At 67.0% G+C, this 20,177-nt stretch carries 24 protein-coding genes and 1 pseudogene; 18 read left to right on the top strand and 7 right to left on the bottom strand.

What is annotated here, in order from left to right; genetic code table 11:
* Positions 1 to 72 precede the first annotated feature (72 nt).
* Both H276_RS0113770 and H276_RS0113765 read left to right on the top strand, forming a co-directional pair.
* Positions 73 to 297 carry a hypothetical protein gene (locus tag H276_RS0113770; RefSeq protein ID WP_019971892.1) on the top strand — a complete coding sequence of 75 codons (225 nt, stop codon included), beginning with the start codon at positions 73 to 75 and terminating at the stop codon, positions 295 to 297.
* Between the two features lie 13 nt (positions 298 to 310).
* Positions 311 to 790: a pyridoxamine 5'-phosphate oxidase family protein gene (locus H276_RS0113765; RefSeq protein WP_019971891.1), complete on the top strand. Its 480-nt coding sequence runs from the start codon at positions 311 to 313 to the stop codon at positions 788 to 790.
* 121 nt (positions 791 to 911) lie between these two features.
* Here H276_RS0113765 and H276_RS0113760 read toward each other — a convergent pair whose 3' ends face one another.
* Positions 912 to 1,877 carry an acyl-ACP desaturase gene (locus tag H276_RS0113760; RefSeq protein ID WP_019971890.1) on the bottom strand — a complete coding sequence of 322 codons (966 nt, stop codon included), beginning with the start codon at positions 1,875 to 1,877 and terminating at the stop codon, positions 912 to 914.
* A gap of 226 nt (positions 1,878 to 2,103) precedes the next feature.
* Positions 2,104 to 2,307, bottom strand: coding sequence for a cold-shock protein (locus H276_RS0113755; RefSeq protein ID WP_019971889.1), 204 nt, complete (start codon positions 2,305 to 2,307; stop codon positions 2,104 to 2,106).
* A gap of 471 nt (positions 2,308 to 2,778) precedes the next feature.
* Here H276_RS0113755 and H276_RS25325 point away from each other — a divergent pair, with 471 nt between their 5' ends.
* From H276_RS25325 to H276_RS0113715, 9 genes are all read left to right on the top strand, one after another.
* Positions 2,779 to 2,919, top strand: a complete 141-nt coding sequence (locus tag H276_RS25325) for a hypothetical protein (protein WP_231376674.1) — start codon at positions 2,779 to 2,781, stop codon at positions 2,917 to 2,919.
* A 44-nt stretch (positions 2,920 to 2,963) separates the two neighbouring features.
* Positions 2,964 to 3,413, top strand: coding sequence for a DUF5994 family protein (locus H276_RS0113750; protein WP_231376673.1), 450 nt, complete (start codon positions 2,964 to 2,966; stop codon positions 3,411 to 3,413).
* Between the two features lie 191 nt (positions 3,414 to 3,604).
* Positions 3,605 to 4,903: a glutamate-1-semialdehyde 2,1-aminomutase gene (hemL, locus tag H276_RS0113745; RefSeq protein ID WP_019971887.1), complete on the top strand. Its 1,299-nt coding sequence runs from the start codon at positions 3,605 to 3,607 to the stop codon at positions 4,901 to 4,903.
* Entirely contained in the window at positions 4,900 to 5,514 is a 615-nt protein-coding gene (locus tag H276_RS0113740; protein WP_019971886.1) for a histidine phosphatase family protein, read from the top strand. Before hemL ends, H276_RS0113740 begins: the two co-directional genes overlap by 4 nt.
* Positions 5,514 to 6,107: a TlpA disulfide reductase family protein gene (locus tag H276_RS0113735; protein WP_019971885.1), complete on the top strand. Its 594-nt coding sequence runs from the start codon at positions 5,514 to 5,516 to the stop codon at positions 6,105 to 6,107. The genes H276_RS0113740 and H276_RS0113735 overlap by 1 nt, the downstream gene beginning before the upstream one ends.
* Complete coding sequence (locus tag H276_RS0113730; RefSeq protein WP_018603831.1) at positions 6,104 to 6,883, top strand: cytochrome c biogenesis CcdA family protein; 780 nt, start codon at positions 6,104 to 6,106, stop codon at positions 6,881 to 6,883. The genes H276_RS0113735 and H276_RS0113730 overlap by 4 nt, the downstream gene beginning before the upstream one ends.
* Before the next feature lie 107 nt (positions 6,884 to 6,990).
* Positions 6,991 to 8,511, top strand: coding sequence for a cytochrome c biogenesis protein ResB (locus H276_RS0113725; RefSeq protein ID WP_196807914.1), 1,521 nt, complete (start codon positions 6,991 to 6,993; stop codon positions 8,509 to 8,511).
* A 7-nt stretch (positions 8,512 to 8,518) separates the two neighbouring features.
* Positions 8,519 to 9,523, top strand: coding sequence for a c-type cytochrome biogenesis protein CcsB (gene ccsB, locus H276_RS0113720; RefSeq protein ID WP_019971883.1), 1,005 nt, complete (start codon positions 8,519 to 8,521; stop codon positions 9,521 to 9,523).
* A gap of 62 nt (positions 9,524 to 9,585) precedes the next feature.
* Positions 9,586 to 10,824 (top strand): MinD/ParA family protein, encoded by a 1,239-nt coding sequence (locus H276_RS0113715; protein ID WP_019971882.1) that lies wholly within the window; start codon positions 9,586 to 9,588, stop codon positions 10,822 to 10,824.
* 8 nt (positions 10,825 to 10,832) lie between these two features.
* Here H276_RS0113715 and H276_RS24700 read toward each other — a convergent pair whose 3' ends face one another.
* Entirely contained in the window at positions 10,833 to 10,994 is a 162-nt protein-coding gene (locus H276_RS24700) for a hypothetical protein (RefSeq protein ID WP_019971881.1), read from the bottom strand.
* 50 nt (positions 10,995 to 11,044) lie between these two features.
* On the opposite strand from H276_RS24700, the gene H276_RS0113705 reads away from it, so the two are divergent.
* Positions 11,045 to 11,350 (top strand): DUF4229 domain-containing protein, encoded by a 306-nt coding sequence (locus tag H276_RS0113705; protein WP_026356972.1) that lies wholly within the window; start codon positions 11,045 to 11,047, stop codon positions 11,348 to 11,350.
* Positions 11,347 to 12,381 (top strand): aminotransferase class V-fold PLP-dependent enzyme, encoded by a 1,035-nt coding sequence (locus H276_RS0113700; protein ID WP_019971879.1) that lies wholly within the window; start codon positions 11,347 to 11,349, stop codon positions 12,379 to 12,381. Before H276_RS0113705 ends, H276_RS0113700 begins: the two co-directional genes overlap by 4 nt.
* Here the strand turns inward: H276_RS0113700 and H276_RS0113695 are convergent.
* The 3 genes and pseudogenes from H276_RS0113695 to H276_RS0113675 all read right to left on the bottom strand — a co-directional run bounded on the left by H276_RS0113695 (position 12,372) and on the right by H276_RS0113675 (position 15,788).
* The gene (locus tag H276_RS0113695; RefSeq protein WP_026356971.1) at positions 12,372 to 13,733 is read right to left on the bottom strand and encodes an MFS transporter; all 1,362 of its coding nucleotides are present in this window, start codon (positions 13,731 to 13,733) and stop codon (positions 12,372 to 12,374) included. The two genes, H276_RS0113700 and H276_RS0113695, sit on opposite strands and share 10 nt — an antisense overlap.
* A 153-nt stretch (positions 13,734 to 13,886) precedes the next feature.
* Positions 13,887 to 14,784, bottom strand: a pseudogene (locus H276_RS23005) (type IV toxin-antitoxin system AbiEi family antitoxin domain-containing protein).
* A 137-nt stretch (positions 14,785 to 14,921) separates the two neighbouring features.
* Positions 14,922 to 15,788, bottom strand: coding sequence for a 1,4-dihydroxy-2-naphthoate polyprenyltransferase (locus tag H276_RS0113675; protein ID WP_026356970.1), 867 nt, complete (start codon positions 15,786 to 15,788; stop codon positions 14,922 to 14,924).
* 47 nt (positions 15,789 to 15,835) lie between these two features.
* Here H276_RS0113675 and H276_RS0113670 point away from each other — a divergent pair, with 47 nt between their 5' ends.
* Genes H276_RS0113670 through H276_RS0113660 form a run of 3 tightly spaced genes read left to right on the top strand, consistent with a single transcriptional unit; the run spans position 15,836 to position 17,924 of the window.
* Complete coding sequence (locus H276_RS0113670) at positions 15,836 to 16,120, top strand: hypothetical protein (protein ID WP_019971873.1); 285 nt, start codon at positions 15,836 to 15,838, stop codon at positions 16,118 to 16,120.
* Positions 16,120 to 16,896 carry an S-methyl-5'-thioadenosine phosphorylase gene (locus tag H276_RS0113665; RefSeq protein WP_019971872.1) on the top strand — a complete coding sequence of 259 codons (777 nt, stop codon included), beginning with the start codon at positions 16,120 to 16,122 and terminating at the stop codon, positions 16,894 to 16,896. Before H276_RS0113670 ends, H276_RS0113665 begins: the two co-directional genes overlap by 1 nt.
* Positions 16,893 to 17,924, top strand: coding sequence for an NAD(P)-dependent oxidoreductase (locus H276_RS0113660; protein ID WP_019971871.1), 1,032 nt, complete (start codon positions 16,893 to 16,895; stop codon positions 17,922 to 17,924). Before H276_RS0113665 ends, H276_RS0113660 begins: the two co-directional genes overlap by 4 nt.
* 48 nt (positions 17,925 to 17,972) lie before the next feature.
* On the opposite strand, the gene H276_RS0113655 is transcribed toward H276_RS0113660, so the two are convergent.
* Complete coding sequence (locus H276_RS0113655) at positions 17,973 to 18,770, bottom strand: DUF5666 domain-containing protein (RefSeq protein ID WP_019971870.1); 798 nt, start codon at positions 18,768 to 18,770, stop codon at positions 17,973 to 17,975.
* Positions 18,771 to 18,817: 47 nt separating this feature from the next.
* On the opposite strand from H276_RS0113655, the gene H276_RS0113650 reads away from it, so the two are divergent.
* Positions 18,818 to 19,480, top strand: coding sequence for a glycosyltransferase family 2 protein (locus H276_RS0113650; RefSeq protein ID WP_019971869.1), 663 nt, complete (start codon positions 18,818 to 18,820; stop codon positions 19,478 to 19,480).
* The gene (locus H276_RS0113645) at positions 19,477 to 20,133 is read left to right on the top strand and encodes a DUF2064 domain-containing protein (RefSeq protein WP_019971868.1); all 657 of its coding nucleotides are present in this window, start codon (positions 19,477 to 19,479) and stop codon (positions 20,131 to 20,133) included. The genes H276_RS0113650 and H276_RS0113645 overlap by 4 nt, the downstream gene beginning before the upstream one ends.
* Positions 20,134 to 20,177 lie beyond the last annotated feature (44 nt).

The raw sequence follows: 20,177 nt of genomic DNA, 5'->3' as shown, positions 1-20,177 counted from the left end.
GGAAACTCCGTCGCTTCATACGGTCTCGGCCTGAGCCGTTTGGCAGATCGCTTTTGCGGGCAGCCGTTACCCATGACTACCGAGAAGCAGCCACACGTCACCGAGGAAAACCACAGAGCAGCCGAACGGGTCATGAAGTCGTATGACGACACCCGTCCTACCGTCGTGCTGCCCGGCAGCGGAGGCACGGTCTCGGGTACGGCTGTCAACGACTGGATCGACGACGAGGGCAATCCCATCTACGGCAGGGCGGACGAGGGCAAGGGCCGGGACGAGGACAAGGGCCAGGACGGGTAATAACCTCGCTGTTGTGACCCCACTGGAGCGGATCGCCCCTGCCTTCGTCGAGATGGCCCATTCGATCGTGTGGGCGTCGGCGGCCACCGTCGACGCCGACGGACGCCCACGCAGCCGCATCCTGCACCCCATTTGGGAATGGGATGGCACCGACCTGTTCGGTTGGGTTGCAACTGTTCCGAGCCCGATCAAGCGAGCACACCTTGCGGTGCATCCGCACGTATCGGTGAACTACTGGACCACGAATCACGACACGTGCTCCGCCGATTGTCTGGTGGAGTGGTACCTCGATGACGAAACCTGCACTCAGGTGTGGGATCGCTTCGCCACCGCACCGGCGCCGGTCGGTTATGACCCGGCGATCATCCCGGGATGGGACGGGCCCACCTCGCCCGGGTTCGCGGCGCTGCGGCTGACCCCGTACCGGTTGAGGGTCATGCCGGGCACGGTCCTCACCGCGGGTACCGGTGATGTGTTGAATTGGCGGTCGTGACACCAACATCCGGACATGCTGCCGGTACCTGGAGTACTGATTGCCCAGCGCCACAACGGGATCGTGAACAGATGGTGCCCGGCACAGGTCGACGACAGGGCGATCGCTTGAACGCCGGGTATTACGCGGAGCGTTCGGCCTTGGCGGCTTCGCGTGCCAGCATGCGGTCGCGTTGCTCCTCGAACCTGAGCACCTGCTTTTGCAGATCCTCCAGATAAGCAGCCAGCTGCTCGCGGCGCTTCTCGCCGACCGCCGTCACGTCGTTGCGCTCGAAGATGCGCCACTTCTTGACGTTGGGCATCACGACTTCTTCGAGGTGCTGGCGCAGATCGTAGATGCCGTGCTTGGCCATGACCACGCTGTTGCGGCGCCAGTTGGGCATCCCTCGGCCAGGCATCCGGAATCCCTCGATGATGGCGCACACCGCTTCCATCGCCTGGTCGGGGGACAGGTCGAAGCCGGCCGAAAACATGTTGCGGTAGAAGACCATGTGCAGGTTCTCGTCGGTCGCGACGCGCTGCAGCATCGACTCGGCGATCGGGTCGTCGCAGATCTTGCCGGTGTTGCGGTGGCTGACGCGGGTCGCGAGCTCCTGCAGGGTGGCGTATGCCGAGATCATCAGCGGGCCGGGCTCGTGTATTTCGCGTTCTTCCGCGTCGGGGTCGTAGCCGTTACGCATGTGCTCCATGCGCATGCGTTCCAGCGCAACGGGATCCACTCCGCGGGTCACGACGAGGTAGTCACGGATGACGATGCCATGGCGGTTTTCCTCGGCGGTCCACTGGTTGACCCAGTGGCCCCAGGCGCCGTCGAGTGAGAAGTGATTGGCCGCGCCGCGATGGTACGAGGGCAGATTGTCCTCGGTGAGCAGGTTGGTGACCATGGCGACTTTGGCGACTTCAGACAGGCCCGACTGCTCAGGCGCCCAGTCCTCGCCGCCGAGGGCCGCGAAGTTACGGCCCAGGTCCCACGGAACGTAGTCGTGCGGATGCCACTCCTTGGCGACCCTCAGATGCTGGTTCAGGCCCTCTTCGGCAACCGGCTCGAGTTCCTTGAGGATCTCGGCATCGGTCAAATGTCTCTGCATCTGCTCCCCGTGTCTCGGTATCAGCTCCCCCGAACTCGGTGCCAGAACCCTGACACCTTAGCTGGTGAACGTAGACCAACAGCTGGCAATTACCTTGGAATGAGGCTCGCCGTTCCTGTCGAGCTGCCGGTTGCAGCCGGCACCATGCAACGGCGACGGGGCATCGCACGCGGAAACCCCGGAACGGCGCGCTGTGACGCTGCGCCGGTCCGGGGCCGCGGGTCGATCAGAGGGCGGTGACGCCCACTGCCTGCGGGCCCTTGGCGCCCTGAGTGACCTCGAACTTCACCCGCTGATTCTCCTCAAGCGAGCGGAAGCCGCTGCCCTGGATCTCGGTGTGGTGAACGAACACGTCTGCCGCACCGCCATCGGGGGCGATGAAGCCAAAGCCCTTGTCGTTGTTAAACCACTTCACGGTTCCCTCGGTCATGCTGTTACTACTTTCTCTTTTTCACGATGAATGCATGTCGATGCATTCAAATCTGTTGGGGGCCAACGGCCGAAGTCATAGGTGACCAGTCGGCCTGCTGTGCCGACGCCAGAATGTCCACCTATCAGGTTGATTCGAATCGACGGCGGCGTAACTTTGACCAGCTGCGCGACGAAGTACCGCCGATTTCGTCCTAGTGTACCCGGTGGTGCGAACCGGCCGGGCGGCAGGTGGTTTCGCCCTGCGCCACACAGGCCCGGCAATGCAGCGCAACGCTCCGCCTTGCATGGCACTGGGTGTAAGTTGGTGCAGGTAGGCGTCACATCTCTCAGCGGGGTAGACGGCGGATTTGGACCGCCGGATCTTCTCATTGTCGACGCGATCAGCCTGCGGATCATGCACCGATCAGTGGTAGCACCGCATGATCATTGGCGTGTGGGCGCAGCTCACACCAACTGAGGAGCAGGCCTTATGGAGCCTTCTGTCGCTTTTTCCGATCCGTACCGGCCCGTTGACATCTGCGACTACGTCGACATCGCGTCGCCGGTGCAGGTACCGGTTTTCTCCGATAGTCCCGATGGCCCAGCAATAACCGGCGCGGCGGCATCGTGAACGGCTTGGTGGGTCCCCGCCGCTCGGCACGACCGGTGAGAGTCGTGCTGGCAAAGAAGATGGGCGCCGACATCGGTGGGGCCTGGTGGCCCTATTCCGGCTCGTTGGCCGCTGAACTGCCGAATCTGGTTGCCGCGCTGCATCAACCGTTGGGCGAGATCACCGAAATCCGCCTGAATTGGTCCGAGACGGACGGGCAGCTCGACCTGGACGCAATGGTCAATGGTCGCCAGTGGGCAACAACAGAACCACCGAAGCGCCTGCGCCTCATCCGGGTGACCGGGCGCACCACGGAAGTCACCCTGCTAGTGGTGCCGCCGCGAACATCCCTGGCGTTGGGAGCGCTGGTCATGCGCTGCGCGGCGCTGATGCCGATCGACAACTCCGACCGGCATACATCCCTGTTCGAGACCGCTGGTTCTGTGGTGGATGCTGCGCTGGCTGAATCCGTCAGGTGGGCACACCCCGTCGGCCACGCGGTCGCCGGCGGTTGATGCGGTCGGCTGGATCGGGGTCAACAGGCCAGCGTGCTCGAACAGCAGCCGCGTGATCGGCGCAGAGTTTCCGGTGGAGGTGCCGTTCACCGCCGTGGCAAAAGGACTGGTCCTTGTCACGCTGTGAGCGCGAGGCCGGAGCACTACACCCTGTAGTTGACGAGGTTGCGGCGGCTGGGACACTGGTGCCCATGCCTGTCACCCAGCGGTCGGCTCAACTCTTCGCCGATGCCTGCGCCGTCATCCCCGGCGGAGTCAACTCCCCGGTTCGGGCTTTCAACTCGGTGGGCGGAACTCCCCGGTTCATCACGTCCGCGGACGGCTACTGGCTCACCGACGCCGACGACAACCGGTACGTCGATCTGGTGTGCTCGTGGGGTCCGGCGCTGCTCGGCCACGCGCACCCGGCCGTCGTGGCGGCCGTCCAGACGACCGCCGCGCGTGGGCTGAGCTTCGGCGCTCCGACACCGTCGGAAACTGAACTGGCTGTCGAGATCATCGGTCGGGTCGCCCCGGTCGAGTTGCTGCGGCTGGTCAACTCGGGCACCGAGGCCACCATGAGCGCGATCCGGCTGGCCCGTGGTTACACCGGGCGCGCCAAGATCATCAAGTTCTCGGGCTGCTATCACGGCCACAGCGACGCGCTGCTGGCCGACGCCGGCTCCGGTGTCGCGACCCTGGGCCTGCCGTCCTCGCCCGGCGTCACCGGCGCCGCGGCCGCCGACACCATCGTGCTGCCGTACAACAACGTCGAGGCGCTGGAAGACGTGTTCGCCCGGTTCGGCGATGAAATCGCATGCGTCATCAGTGAGGCCAGTCCCGGCAACATGGGCACGGTGCCACCGCTGCCGGGCTTCAACGCCGCATTGCGCCGCATCACCGCGGCGCACGGCGCGCTGCTGATCCTCGACGAGGTGATGACGGGGTTCCGGGTCAGCAAGGCCGGCTGGTACGGGCTCGACCCCGTCGACGCCGATCTGTTCACGTTCGGCAAGGTGATGAGCGGTGGGCTGCCCGCCGCGGCGTTCGGCGGCAGCGCCGAGGTGATGGGGCGGCTGGCGCCGCTGGGGCCCGTCTACCAGGCCGGCACCCTTTCGGGGAACCCGGTCGCGATGGCCGCCGGGCTCGCGACGCTGCGCAACGCCGACGACGCGGCCTACGCCCGGCTCGACGCCAACGCCGACCGGTTGGCCGGGCTGCTGAGCACCGCGCTGACCGAGGCAAGCGTGGCGCACCGCGTGCAGCGGGCAGGCAACATGCTCAGCGTGTTCTTCACCGATGAGCCGGTGCACGATTTCACCGCCGCGAAGGCCACCGAAACTTGGCGCTTCCCACCCTTCTTCCACGCGCTGCTGGCCGCAGGCGTCTACCCACCGTGCAGTGCATTCGAAACCTGGTTCGTGTCAAGCGTTTTGGATGATGCGGCATTCGAGCGGATCGCCGACGCCCTGCCCGGTGCGGCCCGCGCCGCCGCGGAGGCTCGACCGTGACCGTGAGAACGACCGTGCACGTCATGCGGCACGGCGAGGTGTTCAATCCGGAGAAGGTGCTCTACGGTCGGCTGCCGGGCTATCACCTGTCGGACCGTGGCAGGCTGCAGGCGCAGGCCGCGGCGGATTGGCTGGCAAACCACGACATCATCTACGTGGTGGCCTCGCCGCTGGAGCGCGCACAGGAGACCGCCAAACCGATCGCGGAGAGCCACGACCTGTCCATCGACGTCGACGACGGCCTCATCGAGTCGTGGAATTCGTTCGAGGGCGAACGCGTGTCACCCGGTGACGGCGCCCTGCATGATCCGAGAAACTGGCCGCGGCTGCGCAATCCGATGAAGCCGTCGTGGGGCGAGCCGTACACCGAGATCGCTCCGCGGATGATGGCTGCGCTGAACCGGGCCCGCGAGAAGGCCGCCGGCCACGAGGCGGTGTGTGTCAGCCATCAGCTCCCGGTCGAGACGCTGCGCCGCGCGATGACGGGTCGCAAGCTCGCGCATCTGCCGCTGCCGCACAGCCGGTTGTGCAACCTGGCGTCTCTGACGTCGTTCACCTTCGACGGCAGCCGTCTGGTTCGCTGGGGATACACAGAGCCCTGGGGAGCCTAGTGAAGTGGTTGGTCGCGCTGCTTGCAGCGACGCTGTTGGTCTCCGGGTGTTCTACCGGTGACGACGCCGTCGCGCAGGGCGGCACGTTCGAGTTCGTCGCGCCCGGCGGTAAGACCGACATCTTCTACAACCCACCCGAAAAACGCGGTACCCCAGGCAAGATCACGGGGCCGGAGCTCACCGACCCGGCCAAGACCATCTCGCTCGACGACTTCGCGGGCAAGGTTGTGGTGATCAACGTGTGGGGCCAGTGGTGTGGCCCGTGCCGCGCCGAGATCAGTCAGCTACAGCAGGTCTACGAGTCCACACGCGACAAGGGCGTGGCGTTTCTGGGCATCGACGTGCGGGACAACAATCGCGACGCCGCAGTCGATTTCGTCACCGATCGCAAGGTCACCTTCCCGTCCATCTATGACCCCGCGATGCGCACCATGATCGCGTTCGGTGGCAAGTACCCGACGACGGTGATCCCGTCGACCGTGGTGCTGGACCGTCAGCATCGCGTTGCCGCGGTGTTCCTGCGGGAGCTGCTGGCCGAGGATCTGCAGCCGGTCGTGGAGAAGCTGGCAGCCGAACCGGAGCCCAAGGCATGACCGGATTCGCCGAGATCGCCGCCGCGGGGCCGGTACTGCTGGCCCTGGGGGTCAGTGTGCTGGCCGGTCTGGTGTCGTTCGCGTCGCCGTGCGTCGTGCCGCTGGTACCCGGTTACCTGTCGTACCTGGCCGCGGTCGTCGGCGTCGATGAGTCGGATGCGGCGTCCGGTGCGGTCGGGGTGAAGACCGCACGCCTGCGGGTGGCCGGCGCCGCAGCGCTGTTCGTCGCGGGGTTCACCGTGGTGTTCCTGCTCGGCGCCGTCGCCGTCCTCGGCATGACCACCACGCTGATCGTCAACCAACTTCTGCTGCAACGCATCGGCGGCGTCGTCACGATCGTGATGGGGCTGGTGTTCGTCGGGTTCGTGCCGATTCTGCAGCGCTCGGCCCGGCTGACGCCGCGGCAGTGGTCGACGCTGGCGGGCGCTCCGCTGCTCGGCGCGGTGTTCGCGCTGGGTTGGACACCGTGCCTCGGGCCCACATTGACGGGCGTGATCGCGGTGGCGTCGGCAACCGACGGCGCCAGTGTCGCCCGCGGCGTGACCCTGGTGCTGGCGTACTGCCTCGGGCTGGGCATCCCGTTCGTGTTGCTGGCCCTCGGGTCCGCGCGGGCCGTGCAGGGGTTGGGCTGGTTGCGCAGGCACACCCGCGCTATCCAGATCTTCGGCGGCATCCTGCTGATCCTGGTGGGCACCGCGCTGGTCACCGGCTTGTGGAACGACTTCGTGTCCTGGGTGCGTGACGCCTTTGTCAGCGACGTGAGGTTGCCGATATGACTCAAGCCCCACCGCGAGCAGACGCGAAAGCCCCCGAGACGCGGCGTGTCGGGGTACCTCGGCGTCTGCTCGCGCTGGTGCGCAACACCTGGCGGACCCTGACGTCGATGGGTACGGCGCTGGTGCTGCTGTTCCTGCTGGCGCTCGGGGCCATTCCCGGCGCGCTGTTGCCGCAGCGCAGCCTCAACTCGTCGAAAGTCGACGAATATCTCACCAAGCACTCGACGATCGGCCCGTGGCTGGATCGGGTGCAGGCCTTCGACGTGTTCTCCAGCTTCTGGTTCACCGCGATCTATGTGCTGCTGTTCATCTCACTGGTCGGCTGCGTGACGCCGCGACTGATCGAGCATGTCCGCAGCCTGCGGGCCGTGCCGGTGGCCGCGCCCCGCAACCTGGCCCGGTTGCCGAAGTACCATGCCGAGCAGGTCAGCGGCGATCCGGAGCAGTTGGCCGAGCAGGTGACCCACCGACTCAAGGGCTGGCGCACCGTCACCCGCACCGAAAACGGCGCCGCCGAAATTTCCGCGGAGAAGGGCTATCTGCGGGAGTTCGGCAACATCGTGTTCCACTTCTCGCTGCTCGGGCTGCTGGTCGCGGTGGCTGTCGGCAAGCTGTTCGGCTACGAGGGCAACGTCATCGTCATAGCCGACGGCGGTCCCGGGTTCTGCTCGGCATCTCCGGCCGCATTCGACTCGTTCCGCGCAGGCAACACCGTCGACGGCACTTCGCTGGATCCCATCTGTCTGCGGGTCAACGACTTCGATGCCCACTATCTGCCGACCGGCCAGGCCCTGTCGTTCGCAGCCAACATCGACTACCAAGCCGGCGACGAGCTGGCGGCCAACACCTGGCAGCCGTATCGGCTCGAGGTGAACCATCCGCTGCGCATCGGCGGGAACCGGATCTACCTGCAGGGGCACGGCTACGCACCGTCGTTCACCGTCACGTTCCCGGACGGGCAGTCCCGCAGCCAGACCGTGCAGTGGAAGCCCGAGGAGCCGCTCACCCTGCTGTCCTCAGGCGTGGTGCGGATCGATCCGCCGGGCGGCAGCTACCCCGATGCCGACGAGCGGCGCAAACATCAGATCGCCATCCAGGGGCTCTTCGCCCCCACCAAGCAACTCGAGGGCACGCTGCTATCGTCCAGCTTCCCGGCGCTCAACGATCCGGCGGTCGCCGTCGATATCTACCGCGGCGACACCGGCCTGGACACCGGCCGTCCGCAGTCGCTGTTCTCCCTGGATCCTCGTCTCATCGACCAGAAGCGGCTCACCAAGGTGGCGCGGGTCAACCTGGTGCAGGGTCAGGTCACCCGACTCGACGACGGCACCACGGTCCGGTTCGACGGGGCGGTGCCGTTCATCAACCTGCAGGTGTCCCATGACCCCGCGCAGATTTGGGTGCTGATCTTCGCCATGTCGATGATGGGCGGGTTGCTGGTGTCGTTGGTGGTGCGCAGGCGCCGGATCTGGGTTCGGGTGGCAGCCGCTCCGGCGGCGACATCAGGCGAAGGCCCGCTTCCTCCAGGAGGTACCGTGAGCGTCGAGTTGGGCGGATTGGCCCGTTCCGACAACTCCGGGTGGGGCGACGAGTTCGAGCGATTGACGCAACGGCTGCTGGGAGAGTGACGCACGCATGAACACAGAGCACATCGATATCGGGTTGGCCCGATACTCAGACTGGGCTTTCACGTCGTCGGTGGTGGTGCTGGTGGGTGCGATGCTCCTGCTGGCCGTCGAACTGGCGTACTCCCGCGGCCGCAAGGTCGATGAGCGCTCGCGCGAAGAGCAGCTGGTCGGGGGACCCGTTCTCGTCGGCGCGATGGTCGGGGCTGACAGCGCCACCCCGGGTGTGGTCGCGGACATCCCCAGGCGCTCGACCGATGAGCGGATCGGTCGTGCCGGCCTGTCCCTGGTCTATGTCGGTATCGGGCTGTTGTTCGTCTGCATCGTGCTGCGCGGTCTGGCCACGTCGCGGGTGCCGTGGGGCAACATGTACGAGTTCATCAACCTGACGTGCTTCGCGGGTTTGGTCGCATCGGCGATCGTGTTGCGCCGGCCGCAATACCGCGCGCTGTGGGTGTTCGTGCTGTTACCGGTGCTGATCCTGCTGGCGGTGTCGGGGCATTGGCTCTACACCAACGCCGCGCCGGTGATGCCTGCGCTGCAGTCGTACTGGTTGCCGATCCATGTCTCGGTGGTCAGCCTGGGCTCCGGGGTGTTCCTGGTGGCCGGTGTCGCGAGCATCTTGTTCCTGGTCAAGATGTCGCCGCTGGCCGAGCCGGGACGGGAAGGCGCCGTCGCGCGGATCATCCAGCGGCTGCCCGACGCGCAGACCCTCGACCGGATCGCCTACCGGACAACCATCTTCGCGTTTCCCATCTTCGGCTTCGGGGTGATCTTCGGTGCCATCTGGGCCGAGGAGGCGTGGGGCCGCTACTGGGGCTGGGACCCCAAGGAGACGGTGTCGTTCATCGCCTGGGTGGTCTACGCGGCCTATCTGCATGCCCGCTCGACCGCCGGTTGGCGGGACCGCAAGGCCGCGTGGATCAACGTGGTGGGTTTCGTCGCGATGGTGTTCAACCTGTTTTTCATCAATCTGGTTACCGTCGGGCTGCACTCGTACGCCGGCGTTGGTTAGGTGATGTGGTGCGCCGGCAAAAGGCTGAGTAGCGCGCCGCGCCCGAATGGAGGGGAGATTCCATGTCCGAGTCCGAATCAACTGAACATCCAGCGGCGGGCACGGTGGATGTGTCTGCAAACACCCCGGACGAGCCGACGATCAGTCACGCCGCGACCCCTCCGGCACAGGTAGCCGACCAGCCGACACCGGCGGTGTCCGGTTTCCGCGGGCAGCAGCGGTTCAGTGATCCGGGGACCAGCGCGGCACCGCCGCCGGAGTGGACGGCCCCGACTCCGCCGCACGGTGTCCCCGTCGTCGCGACACCGGTCGACGGTGTGTCGCAGCCGATGTCTGCGCAGCCGGACTTCTCTTCGCCGTACCGGGACCTCTCGACCACCGCGCTGCTGGGCCAGCGCAAGGACCCGCCGTCGTCGGGGTGGCGCAAGTGGCTGTACGTGTCGACGTTCAAGCTGGTCAACGTGGGGGAGAGCCCTAAGGTCAACCACCACAACGACCTGCTGGCCCAGGTGCGCCAGCCGTTGCACGGCTGCTACCGGATCGCGCTGCTGTCACTCAAGGGCGGGGTCGGCAAGACCACGATCACCGCGACGCTGGGTGCCACGTTCGCCTCGATCCGCGGCGACCGGGTGGTGGCTGTCGACGCCAACCCGGACCGCGGCACGCTGAGCCAGAAGGTTCCGCTGGAGACCGCCGCGACGGTGCGCCATCTGCTGCGCGACGCCGAGGGCATCGAGCGCTACAGCGACGTGCGGGCCTACACCTCACAGGGGCCCAGCCGGCTGGAAGTGCTCGCCTCGGAAAGCGATCCCGCGGTGTCGGAGGCGTTCAGCTCCGACGACTACACGCGCACCCTGGAGGTGCTGGAGCGGTTCTACAGCGTGGTGCTGACGGATTGCGGTACCGGCCTGATGCATTCGGCGATGGCGGCCGTGTTGTCCAAGGCCGATGTGCTGATCGTGATCAGCTCCGGCTCGGTCGACGGGGCACGCAGTGCATCGGCGACGCTGGACTGGCTCGACGCGCACGGCCATCAGGATCTGGTGCGCAATTCGGTCGCGGTGGTCAACGCGGTGCGTCCACGGTCAGGCAAAGTGGATTTGTCGAAGGTGGTGGATCACTTCTCACGGCGCTGCCGGGCGGTGCGGTTGGTGCCGTTCGATCCGCATTTGGAGGAGGGGGCCGAGATCAGTCTGGAGCGGCTCAAGCCGAAGACCCGGGAGGCGCTCATCGAGTTGGCTGCAGTGGTGGCCAGCGACTTTGCCAAGCCGCGGCGGCATCGCAGCGAGCTGCGCGGCTGACCCGTCGGCTACGGCCGCGGGTTGTCGCCGTGTCCCAGCCGGCGCAGGAATTCAGGATCGTCGTCGGGGCCGATGACACGGGTCTTGGATCTGTTCGCTGTCATCCGCGTCAGCCGCCAGCCGACGTAGACCAAACACCCCAACACAAGCAACAGGAGCAGGTACGCCACTCGAGAAACCTCCTTTACCTGAATATACGCGTGGTCGGTAGGCTCGGGTTGTGTCAGCAAGTCGTCCGGCGGCCCGCTTGGTTGTCGATGTATTGGTCTATGTCGCGGCCCGGCTCGCGCTCGTCGCGGTGTTGACGGCAGTGATCTTCGTTGGTGGGCACCTGCTCGGGGTTCACGAATTCCCGATCGTGGTGGCGTTGTTGTTCGCCCTGGTGATCGCGCTGCCGTTGGGGATCTGGTTGTTTCGCCCGCTGCGGGAGCGTGCCACCGCGTCCATCTCGGCCCTCGATGAACGCCGGCGTCAGGACCGCGAACAACTGCAGGCGCGGCTGCGCGGCGAAGACCCGAAGTCGTGAGGGAGGCTTTCGGCGCCGAATTCGCCGGGGCCGAAGGGTTTCTCAACACGCCTACGTTCGGGCTGCCGCCCCAGTTCCAGCTGGAAGCCCTGCAGCGGTGTCTCGCCGACTGGCAGGCCGGGACGATGGACGCCGCGTCGTTCGATGAACCCGTGCGGGCCGGGCGCACGGGTTACGCGCAGCTGGCCGGGGTTCCGGTCGAGTCGGTGACCATGGCCGGCAATGTTTCTGCCGCGCTGGGCCTGGTGGCGGCCGCGATTCCCGATGGCAGCCGGGTCGCCGTGCTCGCGGGCGAATTCACCAGCACCACCTTCCCGTTCGCCGCGCAGGGTCGTGGCGTGACGGTCACCGAACTCACTCCCGACGATCTGCTGCGCAGTGCCGCCGACTTCGACGTGGTGTCGGTCAGCCTCGTGCAGTCGGCCAACGGTGCGGTACTCGATCCGGCGGCCCTGCGCACGGCTGTGCAGGGCACCGACACTCTCACCGTGGTGGACCTCACCCAGGCCCTCGGCTGGGCATGTCCCGATGTGGGCTGGGCGGATGTCACGGTGGCCGCGGTGTACAAGTGGCTGCTGTCGCCACGAGGCACCACGTGGATGTCGTTGAGCGAGCGCGTGGCTGCGACCATGACGCCGCACGCGGCGAACTGGTATGCGGGCGAGCAGCCCTGGCAGTCGATCTACGGGCTGCCGCTGCGGCTGGCTGCCGACGCGCGCCGGTTCGACACCTCGCCGGCCTGGTTCAGCGTGCTCGGAGCCGCGCTGGCACTGCCGTGGTTGGCGTCGCTGGATCAGGTCGCGGTCAAACACCACGCCGTCGGACTGGCCAATCGGTTGCGCGCCGAAATCGGGCTGCCCCAGCAGGATTCGGCTATCGTATCGATCCCGATCGCCGATGCGGCAGACCGGTTGCAGCGGGCCGGGATTCGCGCGTCGATCCGGGCCGGCGCCGTGCGTGTGGGCTTTCACCTCTACAACAACGACAACGATCTGGACCGGCTGCTCGACGCGTTGGGGGTTCACCGGTAACTATCTGCCGGGACGAATGCCGAGCCCTTCTCGCGGTCCAGGTAGGTGTCGGCCTTGTTCTTCAGGAAGAACAGGTACACCACCAGAGAGATCGCGATGCACAACGTGACGTAGCCGATGAACACCGGCACCTGGTTCTGCTCCTTGAGGGCCTGGTAGATCACCGGCGCGGTACCGCCGAATATCGAATTGGCCAGTGCGTAGCCGACTCCCACACCCAGTGCCCGCACATGGGCGGGAAACAGTTCGGATTTCACCAGCGCGTTGATCGACGTGTAGCCGGTGAGTAACACGTAGCTGACCGCGACGAGCAGGAACGACACGATGGGCGAACGGGTTTGGGGTAGGTAGGTGAAGAGGACGTACGTGTAGACGACGCCGCCGAACCCGAAGAACAGCAACAGCGGTTTGCGTCCCACCTTGTCACTGATGATTCCGCCGACCGGTTGGATCGCCATCAGAAAGATCAACCCGATGAGGTTGATCCAGGTGGCGGTCATGGCCTGGTCCTGGTAGGTGGACTTGACGATCGCAGGGGCGTTGACGCTGTAGGCGTAGAACGCCAGCGTGCCGCCCATGGTGATCAGGAAGCACAGCAGCAGCGGCTTCCAGTAGCGGGTGAGCAGCTCGCTCATCGACCCGGAGCTGTTGTCCTGCCCGGCTTTGACCGCCGCGAGTTGTTCCTCCGACAGCGATTCGTCCATCGTCCGGCGCAGCCAGAACACCACGATTGCGGCGACGCCACCGACGGCAAAGCCGATGCGCCAACCGAATTCGCTTACCTGTGCTGAGCTGAACGCGGTGAGGATGATGAGCAGGGTGAATTGGGCCAGCACATGGCCGCCGACCAGCGTGACGTACTGGAACGACGAGAAGAAGCCGCGGCGTTCCCGCGTGGCGGCCTCGGACATGTAGGTGGCCGACGTGCCGTATTCACCGCCGGTGGCGAACCCCTGCACCAGCCGGCACAACACCAGGACGATCGGCGCGGCCATACCGATACTGTCGCGGGCCGGCACCAACGCGATGACGAGCGAACACAGCGCCATCAGCGACACACTGAAGGTCAGCGCGGCGCGGCGTCCGCGGCGGTCGGCGAACCGGCCGAAGAACCACGAGCCGATCGGCCGCGTGACGAACGTGACGGCGAAGATCGCGTAGATGTAGACCGTCGCGTTCTGGTCGGCCGGATCGAAGAACTGCTTCTCGAAGTACGTGGCGAACACGGTGTAGACGTAGACGTCGTACCACTCGACGAGGTTGCCCGACGATCCCCTGATCGTGTTCCAGATGGCCCGACGGGTCGCCACCCGGCCCGATGGCGGTGGCGGCTGTGCGGTCGAAACGGTCATGCTCGTCTCCAGACGGTCGGCCGGTCGAGGAGCAACGTTAGTGGAACCCAGTGCCGCCGTGGGTCAACTTTCTTCCCGCGAGCAGACGCTGCGGTACCCGACACGCCGGCTTTCCAGTACTGCCATGTCTGCTCGCGGGCGCAACCCAGCTGATCACCCCGCCAAAGCGGCGCCGTCGAGGTGCCACAGGACCCGACGCACCAACTCTTCGGGACGCCGGCGGATATCGTCGGTCACCGCGGAGACAGTGCTCCAGCCACACTCCTGCAGCCGAGCGGTCTTCAGCCGGTCGTGTTTGAAGCCTTCGGGAGTGGCGTGCCATTCCACGCTGTCGTATTCGGCGGCCACTTTCGCGTCGGGCCAGGCAAAGTCCACCCGCCACCGGCTCACCGTGGCGATCGATGATCTCGTATTGCAGCTCGGGACGTGGCACGCACCAGTCGATGAACACCAGTCGCATCTCGCTTTCCATCGGCGACTCGGCGCGAGCGTCGGCGTGCGCCAACAGGTCTCGCACGGCGACGATGCCTCTGCGTCCTTTCTGCTCGCGCACCGCGGAGTCCAATTCCGCGGCGTCGCAGGCGCCCACGTGCAGAGCGGCGTCGAGGATCGCGAGCGCACGCGGCCGGCGTAGGGTGCGGGCGAGCTCGACGGCCGTCCAGGCAGGGGTTGTCGCCAGCCGGCCGGAGACGCGTTTCAACGGTGCGCCGACGCGTTGGTGCACCATCAGCCCGTCGTCGGGGCGGATGCGAAGTCCGGGATCGAGGATGTGAACGCGGTCGTCGTGCTCGGTGTCGAATCCGTGGAGTTCTGCAGCGGTGTTCATACAGGCCACGATCGGCATCGAGGTGAGGATGTCCAGGGCCGCAAGTCGATCGAGTGTCCCGGGCACATGGTCGGAGTAGACGCCACGACACACACGCAGAATTTGCCCTGAGCGCACAAGTGCCGCAAGCGTCTTGCGCGACATGACCGATCTCAACTGCGCAGTGCTGGCCACTCCGCCGTTGCTGGCGAACAGGTTCTCGAGATCGATCGCGGCGCTGGGCATTCTTCGATGCTGGCCGCCTACTGCCTGCGACTGAAGAGGCCTAGGACGATCTGTGGATAACCTGCCGAACTTCTTCGGCGAGCAGTCATGGCGGCACCGCAACTACGGCGTGTCAGGTACCGCAGTGTCTGCTCGCGCTAGAAACTCATCGCCAAAGACACCGTGACGGCCCATATCAGCATGGTCAGCCCGGTGTCGCGCAGCACGGGGATCAGCCCGGCACCACCACTGCCGCCCCGCACGGGCCGGGCCGCGCGCACCGCGAGCGGCGCGGCCAGCAGTCCCACCAGACACCACGGTGTGGCAGCGGTCAGCGCCAGCGTCCCGACCAGGGCCACGCCGAGCAGCGCCTGGTACAGCACCCGCGTGCGAGCATCGCCGAGCCGCACGGCCAGCGTGATCTTGCCGGACTCGGCGTCGGTGGGGATGTCGCGCAGATTGTTGGCCACCAGCACCGCCGACGACAGCGAACCCATCACCACGGCCATCACCACGCCGACCCAGTCGATCCGCAATGCCTGGGTGTACTGCGTGCCGAGCACCGCGACCAACCCGAAGAAGATGAAGACCGCGACCTCACCCAACCCGAGATAGCCGTAGGGCTTCTTGCCGCCGGTGTACAGCCACGCCCCGGCGATACAGACCGCGCCGACGGCGATCAGCCACGGCGCACTGACCGCGGCCAGCACCAAGCCCGCGACGGCACCCACCGCCAAACTCAGGAGCGCCGCGGTCAGCACCGCGCGGGGTGACGCCAACCGGGAACCCACCAGCCGCAGCGGGCCGGACCGCACGTCGTCGGTGCCGCGGATGCCATCGCTGTAGTCGTTGGCGTAGTTGACGCCGACGATCAGGGCCAGGGCAACCACCAGGGCCAGCAGTGCTTTCCACCACACCGCCGCACCGAGCCACGCCGCCGCGCCGGTACCGGTGATCACCGGTGAGACGGCGTTGGGCAGGGTGCGGGGCCGGGCGCCCTCGATCCATTGCGCGAAACTGGCCACGGCCGCCATCGTATGAGCACTCGGGCGATCCGACCTACACTGGCGGCATGAATGACCGGCTCAGCAAGACCGAGATCAGCAAGGACGTGCTGCAGGAATCCGTCGAGGCGGTGGCCTCGACGGTGGGCGAGGTGACCCACATCATCACCACTGCAGTCAAGGACGTGGCCGCGGCCGTCGGCGGCTTGGCCACCGACGCGTTCGAGATCCGCGACAACGCCCGGAAAGCCCGGGCCCAGCTCGACGACGACCTCGACAGAGACCTTGACGACGAACTCCCGGCGGATGTCGAAGAGAGCCGCCCCGAGGGTCCCGACAACAAGACTGACTAGTGCTCGGAGTCGTCGGCGGCAGCGGCTTCTATACGTTCTTCGGCTCTGAGGCGCGCAGCGTCAGCCTGGATACCCCTTACGGTCAACCCAGCGCGCCCATCACGGTCGGCACCATCGGCCAGCACGAGGTGGCTTTCCTCCCGAGACACGGCGTCAACCACGAGTATTCGCCGCACACGGTGCCGTACCGGGCGAACATGTGGGCATTGCGGGCGCTGGGAGTGCGACGTATTTTCGGGCCGTGCGCGGTCGGCAGCCTGACCCCCGACCTCGGACCGGGTTCGCTGGCGGTGCCCGATCAGCTGGTCGACCGCACCAGCGGACGTCCCGACACCTACTTCGATTCCGGCGGAATCCACGTCAGCTTCGCCGACCCGTACTGTCCGACACTGCGCGCCGCGGCAGCCGGGCTGCCCGGTGTGGTCGATGGCGGAACCATGGTGGTGATCCAGGGGCCGCGGTTCTCCACCCGTGCCGAGAGCCGATGGTTCGCAAACCAGGGTTTCCGACTGGTCAACATGACCGGCTACCCCGAGGCCGTGCTGGCACGTGAACTCGAGATGTGTTACGCCGCCATCGCTTTGGTGACCGACCTGGACGCGGGCATCGAGGCCGGGGCAGGGGTGCGCACGGTCGACGTGTTCGCCGAATTCGAACGCAACATCGCGCCGTTCAAAAAGCTCGTGCACGAGGCGCTCGAGGCCGTCGACGTCGAGCGCACCTGCACGCACTGTCTGGCCCACGACGGGGTGAAGCTGCCTTTCGAGCTGCCGTGAGGATTCTGCTCACGGGCGCAGCAGGTTTCATCGGGTCCCGTACCTGCGCCGCCTTGCGGGCAGCCGGCCACGAGGTCGTCGCCGTCGATACCATGCTGGCCGCCGCACACGGTCCCGGTGCCGAAGCCCCGCCGCAATGCCATGTGGTCGACATCCGTGCCGGGTCCGCGCTCAAACCTCTGCTCGACGGCGTCGACGTGGTGTGTCACCAGGCGGCCGTGGTCGGCGCCGGGGTCGACGCGGCCGACGCCCCGTCCTACGCCGGCCACAACGACTACGGGACGGCCGTACTGCTCGCCGAGATGTACGCCGCGGGTTGCACCCGTCTGGTGCTGGCCTCGTCGATGGTGGTGTACGGGCAAGGCGGCTATGACTGTCCCGAGCACGGCCCGGTCGACCCGACACCGCGCACCAAAGCCGATCTGGACGCCGGGGTGTTCGAGCACCGCTGCCCGATCGGCGGAGAACCGTTGCGGTGGCGCCTGGTCGGCGAGGACGCGCCGCTGCGTCCCCGCAGTCTCTACGCCGCCAGCAAGACCGCGCAGGAGCATTTCGCGCTGGCGTGGGTCGAGGCCGGCGCCGGGGCAGTGGTCGCGCTGCGCTACCACAACGTCTACGGCCCCAACATGCCGCGCGACACCCCGTACTCCGGGGTTGCGGCCATCTTCCGCTCACAGCTCGAATCCGGGCAGCGGCCAAGGGTTTTCGAAGACGGCGGGCAGATGCGCGACTTCGTCCACGTCGACGACATCGCCGCCGCCAACGTCGCCGCGGTGCAATACCCGGAACCAGGCTTCACCGCGTTCAACGTGTGCTCGGGCCGGCCGATCTCGATCCTGGAGGTGGCGACGCGGCTGTGCGAGGCCCGCGGCGTGGACAAGCCCGTCGTCACCGGCCAGTACCGCAGCGGCGACGTCCGGCACATCGTGGCCTCGCCGGAGCGGGCGACCCGAAAACTGGGCTTCGCGGCCGCGATCGATCCACACGAGGGGCTGGCCGAGTTCGCGTTCGCGCCGTTGCGGACGTGACGCGCGACCGCGAGCTCGCCCGGATCGATCAGCAACAGCTCTGCCCGACTAGTGTTGCGGGCGCTCGCCGCCGCAACTGCCGTTCGTGGCCGGCCGCACGGTCGCGCCGGTGGCTTGCAGGACGCCGTCGCTGCCCTTGGTGCCGCGGGCCGCCAGGCAAACGCCGGTGGTGACTGCCGAAGCGTCTGCGTCGGAACGTTTTTCGTACCGCGTGTTGGCCGTGACGGTCACTGTGGCGGTGCTGTTGTCCGCCGCGGTGACCACGATCGAGTTGCCGTTCACCGAGGTGACGGTGCCGGCGACGCCGTGATGCTGATTGCCGCCTTTGTGTCCGCATTGGTTCCCGGCGGGTTGACCGACGAGGACTGCGGCTGCCGTGACTGTGGGCGCGGTGCTGTCCTTGGTGGGGTGGACCCAGATGCACTCGCCCGGGGTGATGTCGCTCAGCTGTGCGGCATTGAGTTGGGCGATGTGTGTCGATCCGGTGATGTTCACGGTGGCCGGACCCTGCCGTCCCGTTACGTTCACTGTGCCACCTGACACGGCACTGACCAGCCCGGCCACCCGGTCCTTGCCGTTGTGACCGGCGGCTCCGGGCGTGGGGCCGGCGGCGGCGGACGTTGACGTAGAGCTGCTGGTCGCAGAACTGGGAGCAGACGGCGTGCTCGATGATCCGCATGCGGCCAACGAGCACGCGGCGAATCCGGCAATAGCGACAACGGCGTAGCGCGATGTGCGAGGTGTGATGACCATGTGGTCACGGTCCGTGTCGGAGCTGTCGATGAGCTCAACCGTGGATATGAATCCGATGAGGATCGCGTTCCAGGTAGCGCCGCACCACGTCATGGTTGGGCCTTGGCCGGCGAGCCGGAGGCGGCCTACCGTCGGAGAGCATGGCCCCTGAACCGGCCCGTGTCACCGTGGTGCTGCCCTGTCTGGACGAGGAGCAGTCGCTGCCCGGAGTGCTGGCCGCGATACCGCAGGGCTACCAGCCGCTGGTCGTCGACAACAACAGCACCGATCGCACCGCTGAAGTGGCCCGTGCGCTCGGTGCGACGGTGGTGGCCGAGCCACGACCAGGGTATGGCTCTGCGGTGCACGCGGGGGTGGTCGCGGCCGGGACGCCGATCGTGGCCGTGCTCGATGCCGACGGTTCGCTCGACCCAGGCGAGCTTCCGGCGCTCATCGCCGAACTGGATCACGGCGCCGACCTGGTGATCGGCCGGCGCCGGCCGGCCGCCGGGTTGCGCTGGCCGTGGCATGCCCGCCTCGGCACGGCCGCGGTGTGCTGGCGAGTGCGCCGGCGGTACGGGCTGCCGGTGCACGACATCGCGCCGATGCGAGTGGCCCGCCGTGACGCACTGATCGGTCTCGGGGTGACCGATCGCCGGTCGGGCTACCCGCTGGAGCTGTTGGTCCGCGCGGCGCAGGCCGGTTGGCGCGTAGTCGAGCGGGACGTGACCTACGGGCCGCGCACCGGAGGCCAGTCCAAGGTGAGTGGATCGGTACGGGGCAGTGTCATTGCCGCAGTGGACTTCTGGCGGGCGATCACATGAAAGCCGTTGTGGTGCTGGTGGTTGCCAAGGCGCCGGTTCCCGGGTTGGCCAAGACCCGGCTGGCCGCCGGTGTCGGTGCCGAGGCCGCCGCCGAAATCGCTGCCGCGGCGTTGCTGGACACCCTCGACGCGGCGGCCGCTGCCGCCGTCCAGGTCCGCGTGGTGGCGCTGACCGGTGACCTGGAGCGGGCCTGCTGCGGCCGTGAGATACGCGACCGGCTGGCCGATTTCATCGTCCTACCCCAGCGCGGGGAAAATTTTGCCGAACGGCTGGCCAACGCTCACACCGACGCCGCCGCGGCGACCGGGCTGCCGGTGCTGCAGATCGGGATGGACACCCCTCAGGTGAGCGCTGCCTTGCTCGACGTGTGCGCGGACGCGCTGTCCGATGCCGACGCGGTGCTCGGAATGGCCCGCGACGGCGGTTGGTGGGTGTTGGGCGTCCGCGACAGCCGCACAGCAGCGTGCCTGGCCGACGTCGAGATGTCGACGTCGCACACCGGATCGGAAACCCTTGCCGCCCTGCGTCACACGGGTGCGGAGGTGACCTTGGTCGCCGAACTGGCCGACGTCGACACGCTCGACGACATCGACGAGGTACGTCGGGAGTGCATGCCGAACAGTCGATTCGCCCACGCGACCCGGGGGTTCTGACATGCACGGAAGGCGCTATGCCCGGGCGCTTGACGGGGAACAGT

It is taken from the genome of Mycobacterium sp. 141 (assembly GCF_000382405.1).
Lineage (GTDB): Bacteria > Actinomycetota > Actinomycetes > Mycobacteriales > Mycobacteriaceae > Mycobacterium.
Note: the sequence above shows the minus strand (reverse complement) of the source record. Positions and strands in the feature narration are given on the sequence as shown.

Coding starts and splice junctions, on each gene's coding strand:
- H276_RS0113770 (WP_019971892.1), top strand. CDS start 73: ATGACTACCGAGAAGCAGCCACACGTCACCGAGGAAAACCACAGAGCA.
- H276_RS0113760 (WP_019971890.1), bottom strand. CDS start 1,877: ATGCAGAGACATTTGACCGATGCCGAGATCCTCAAGGAACTCGAGCCG.
- H276_RS0113755 (WP_019971889.1), bottom strand. CDS start 2,307: ATGACCGAGGGAACCGTGAAGTGGTTTAACAACGACAAGGGCTTTGGC.
- H276_RS25325 (WP_231376674.1), top strand. CDS start 2,779: ATGGAGCCTTCTGTCGCTTTTTCCGATCCGTACCGGCCCGTTGACATC.
- hemL (WP_019971887.1), top strand. CDS start 3,605: ATGCCTGTCACCCAGCGGTCGGCTCAACTCTTCGCCGATGCCTGCGCC.
- H276_RS0113730 (WP_018603831.1), top strand. CDS start 6,104: ATGACCGGATTCGCCGAGATCGCCGCCGCGGGGCCGGTACTGCTGGCC.
- H276_RS0113725 (WP_196807914.1), top strand. CDS start 6,991: ATGGGTACGGCGCTGGTGCTGCTGTTCCTGCTGGCGCTCGGGGCCATT.
- ccsB (WP_019971883.1), top strand. CDS start 8,519: ATGAACACAGAGCACATCGATATCGGGTTGGCCCGATACTCAGACTGG.
- H276_RS0113715 (WP_019971882.1), top strand. CDS start 9,586: ATGTCCGAGTCCGAATCAACTGAACATCCAGCGGCGGGCACGGTGGAT.
- H276_RS0113695 (WP_026356971.1), bottom strand. CDS start 13,733: ATGACCGTTTCGACCGCACAGCCGCCACCGCCATCGGGCCGGGTGGCG.
- H276_RS0113670 (WP_019971873.1), top strand. CDS start 15,836: ATGAATGACCGGCTCAGCAAGACCGAGATCAGCAAGGACGTGCTGCAG.
- H276_RS0113655 (WP_019971870.1), bottom strand. CDS start 18,770: ATGACGTGGTGCGGCGCTACCTGGAACGCGATCCTCATCGGATTCATA.
- H276_RS0113650 (WP_019971869.1), top strand. CDS start 18,818: ATGGCCCCTGAACCGGCCCGTGTCACCGTGGTGCTGCCCTGTCTGGAC.
- H276_RS0113645 (WP_019971868.1), top strand. CDS start 19,477: ATGAAAGCCGTTGTGGTGCTGGTGGTTGCCAAGGCGCCGGTTCCCGGG.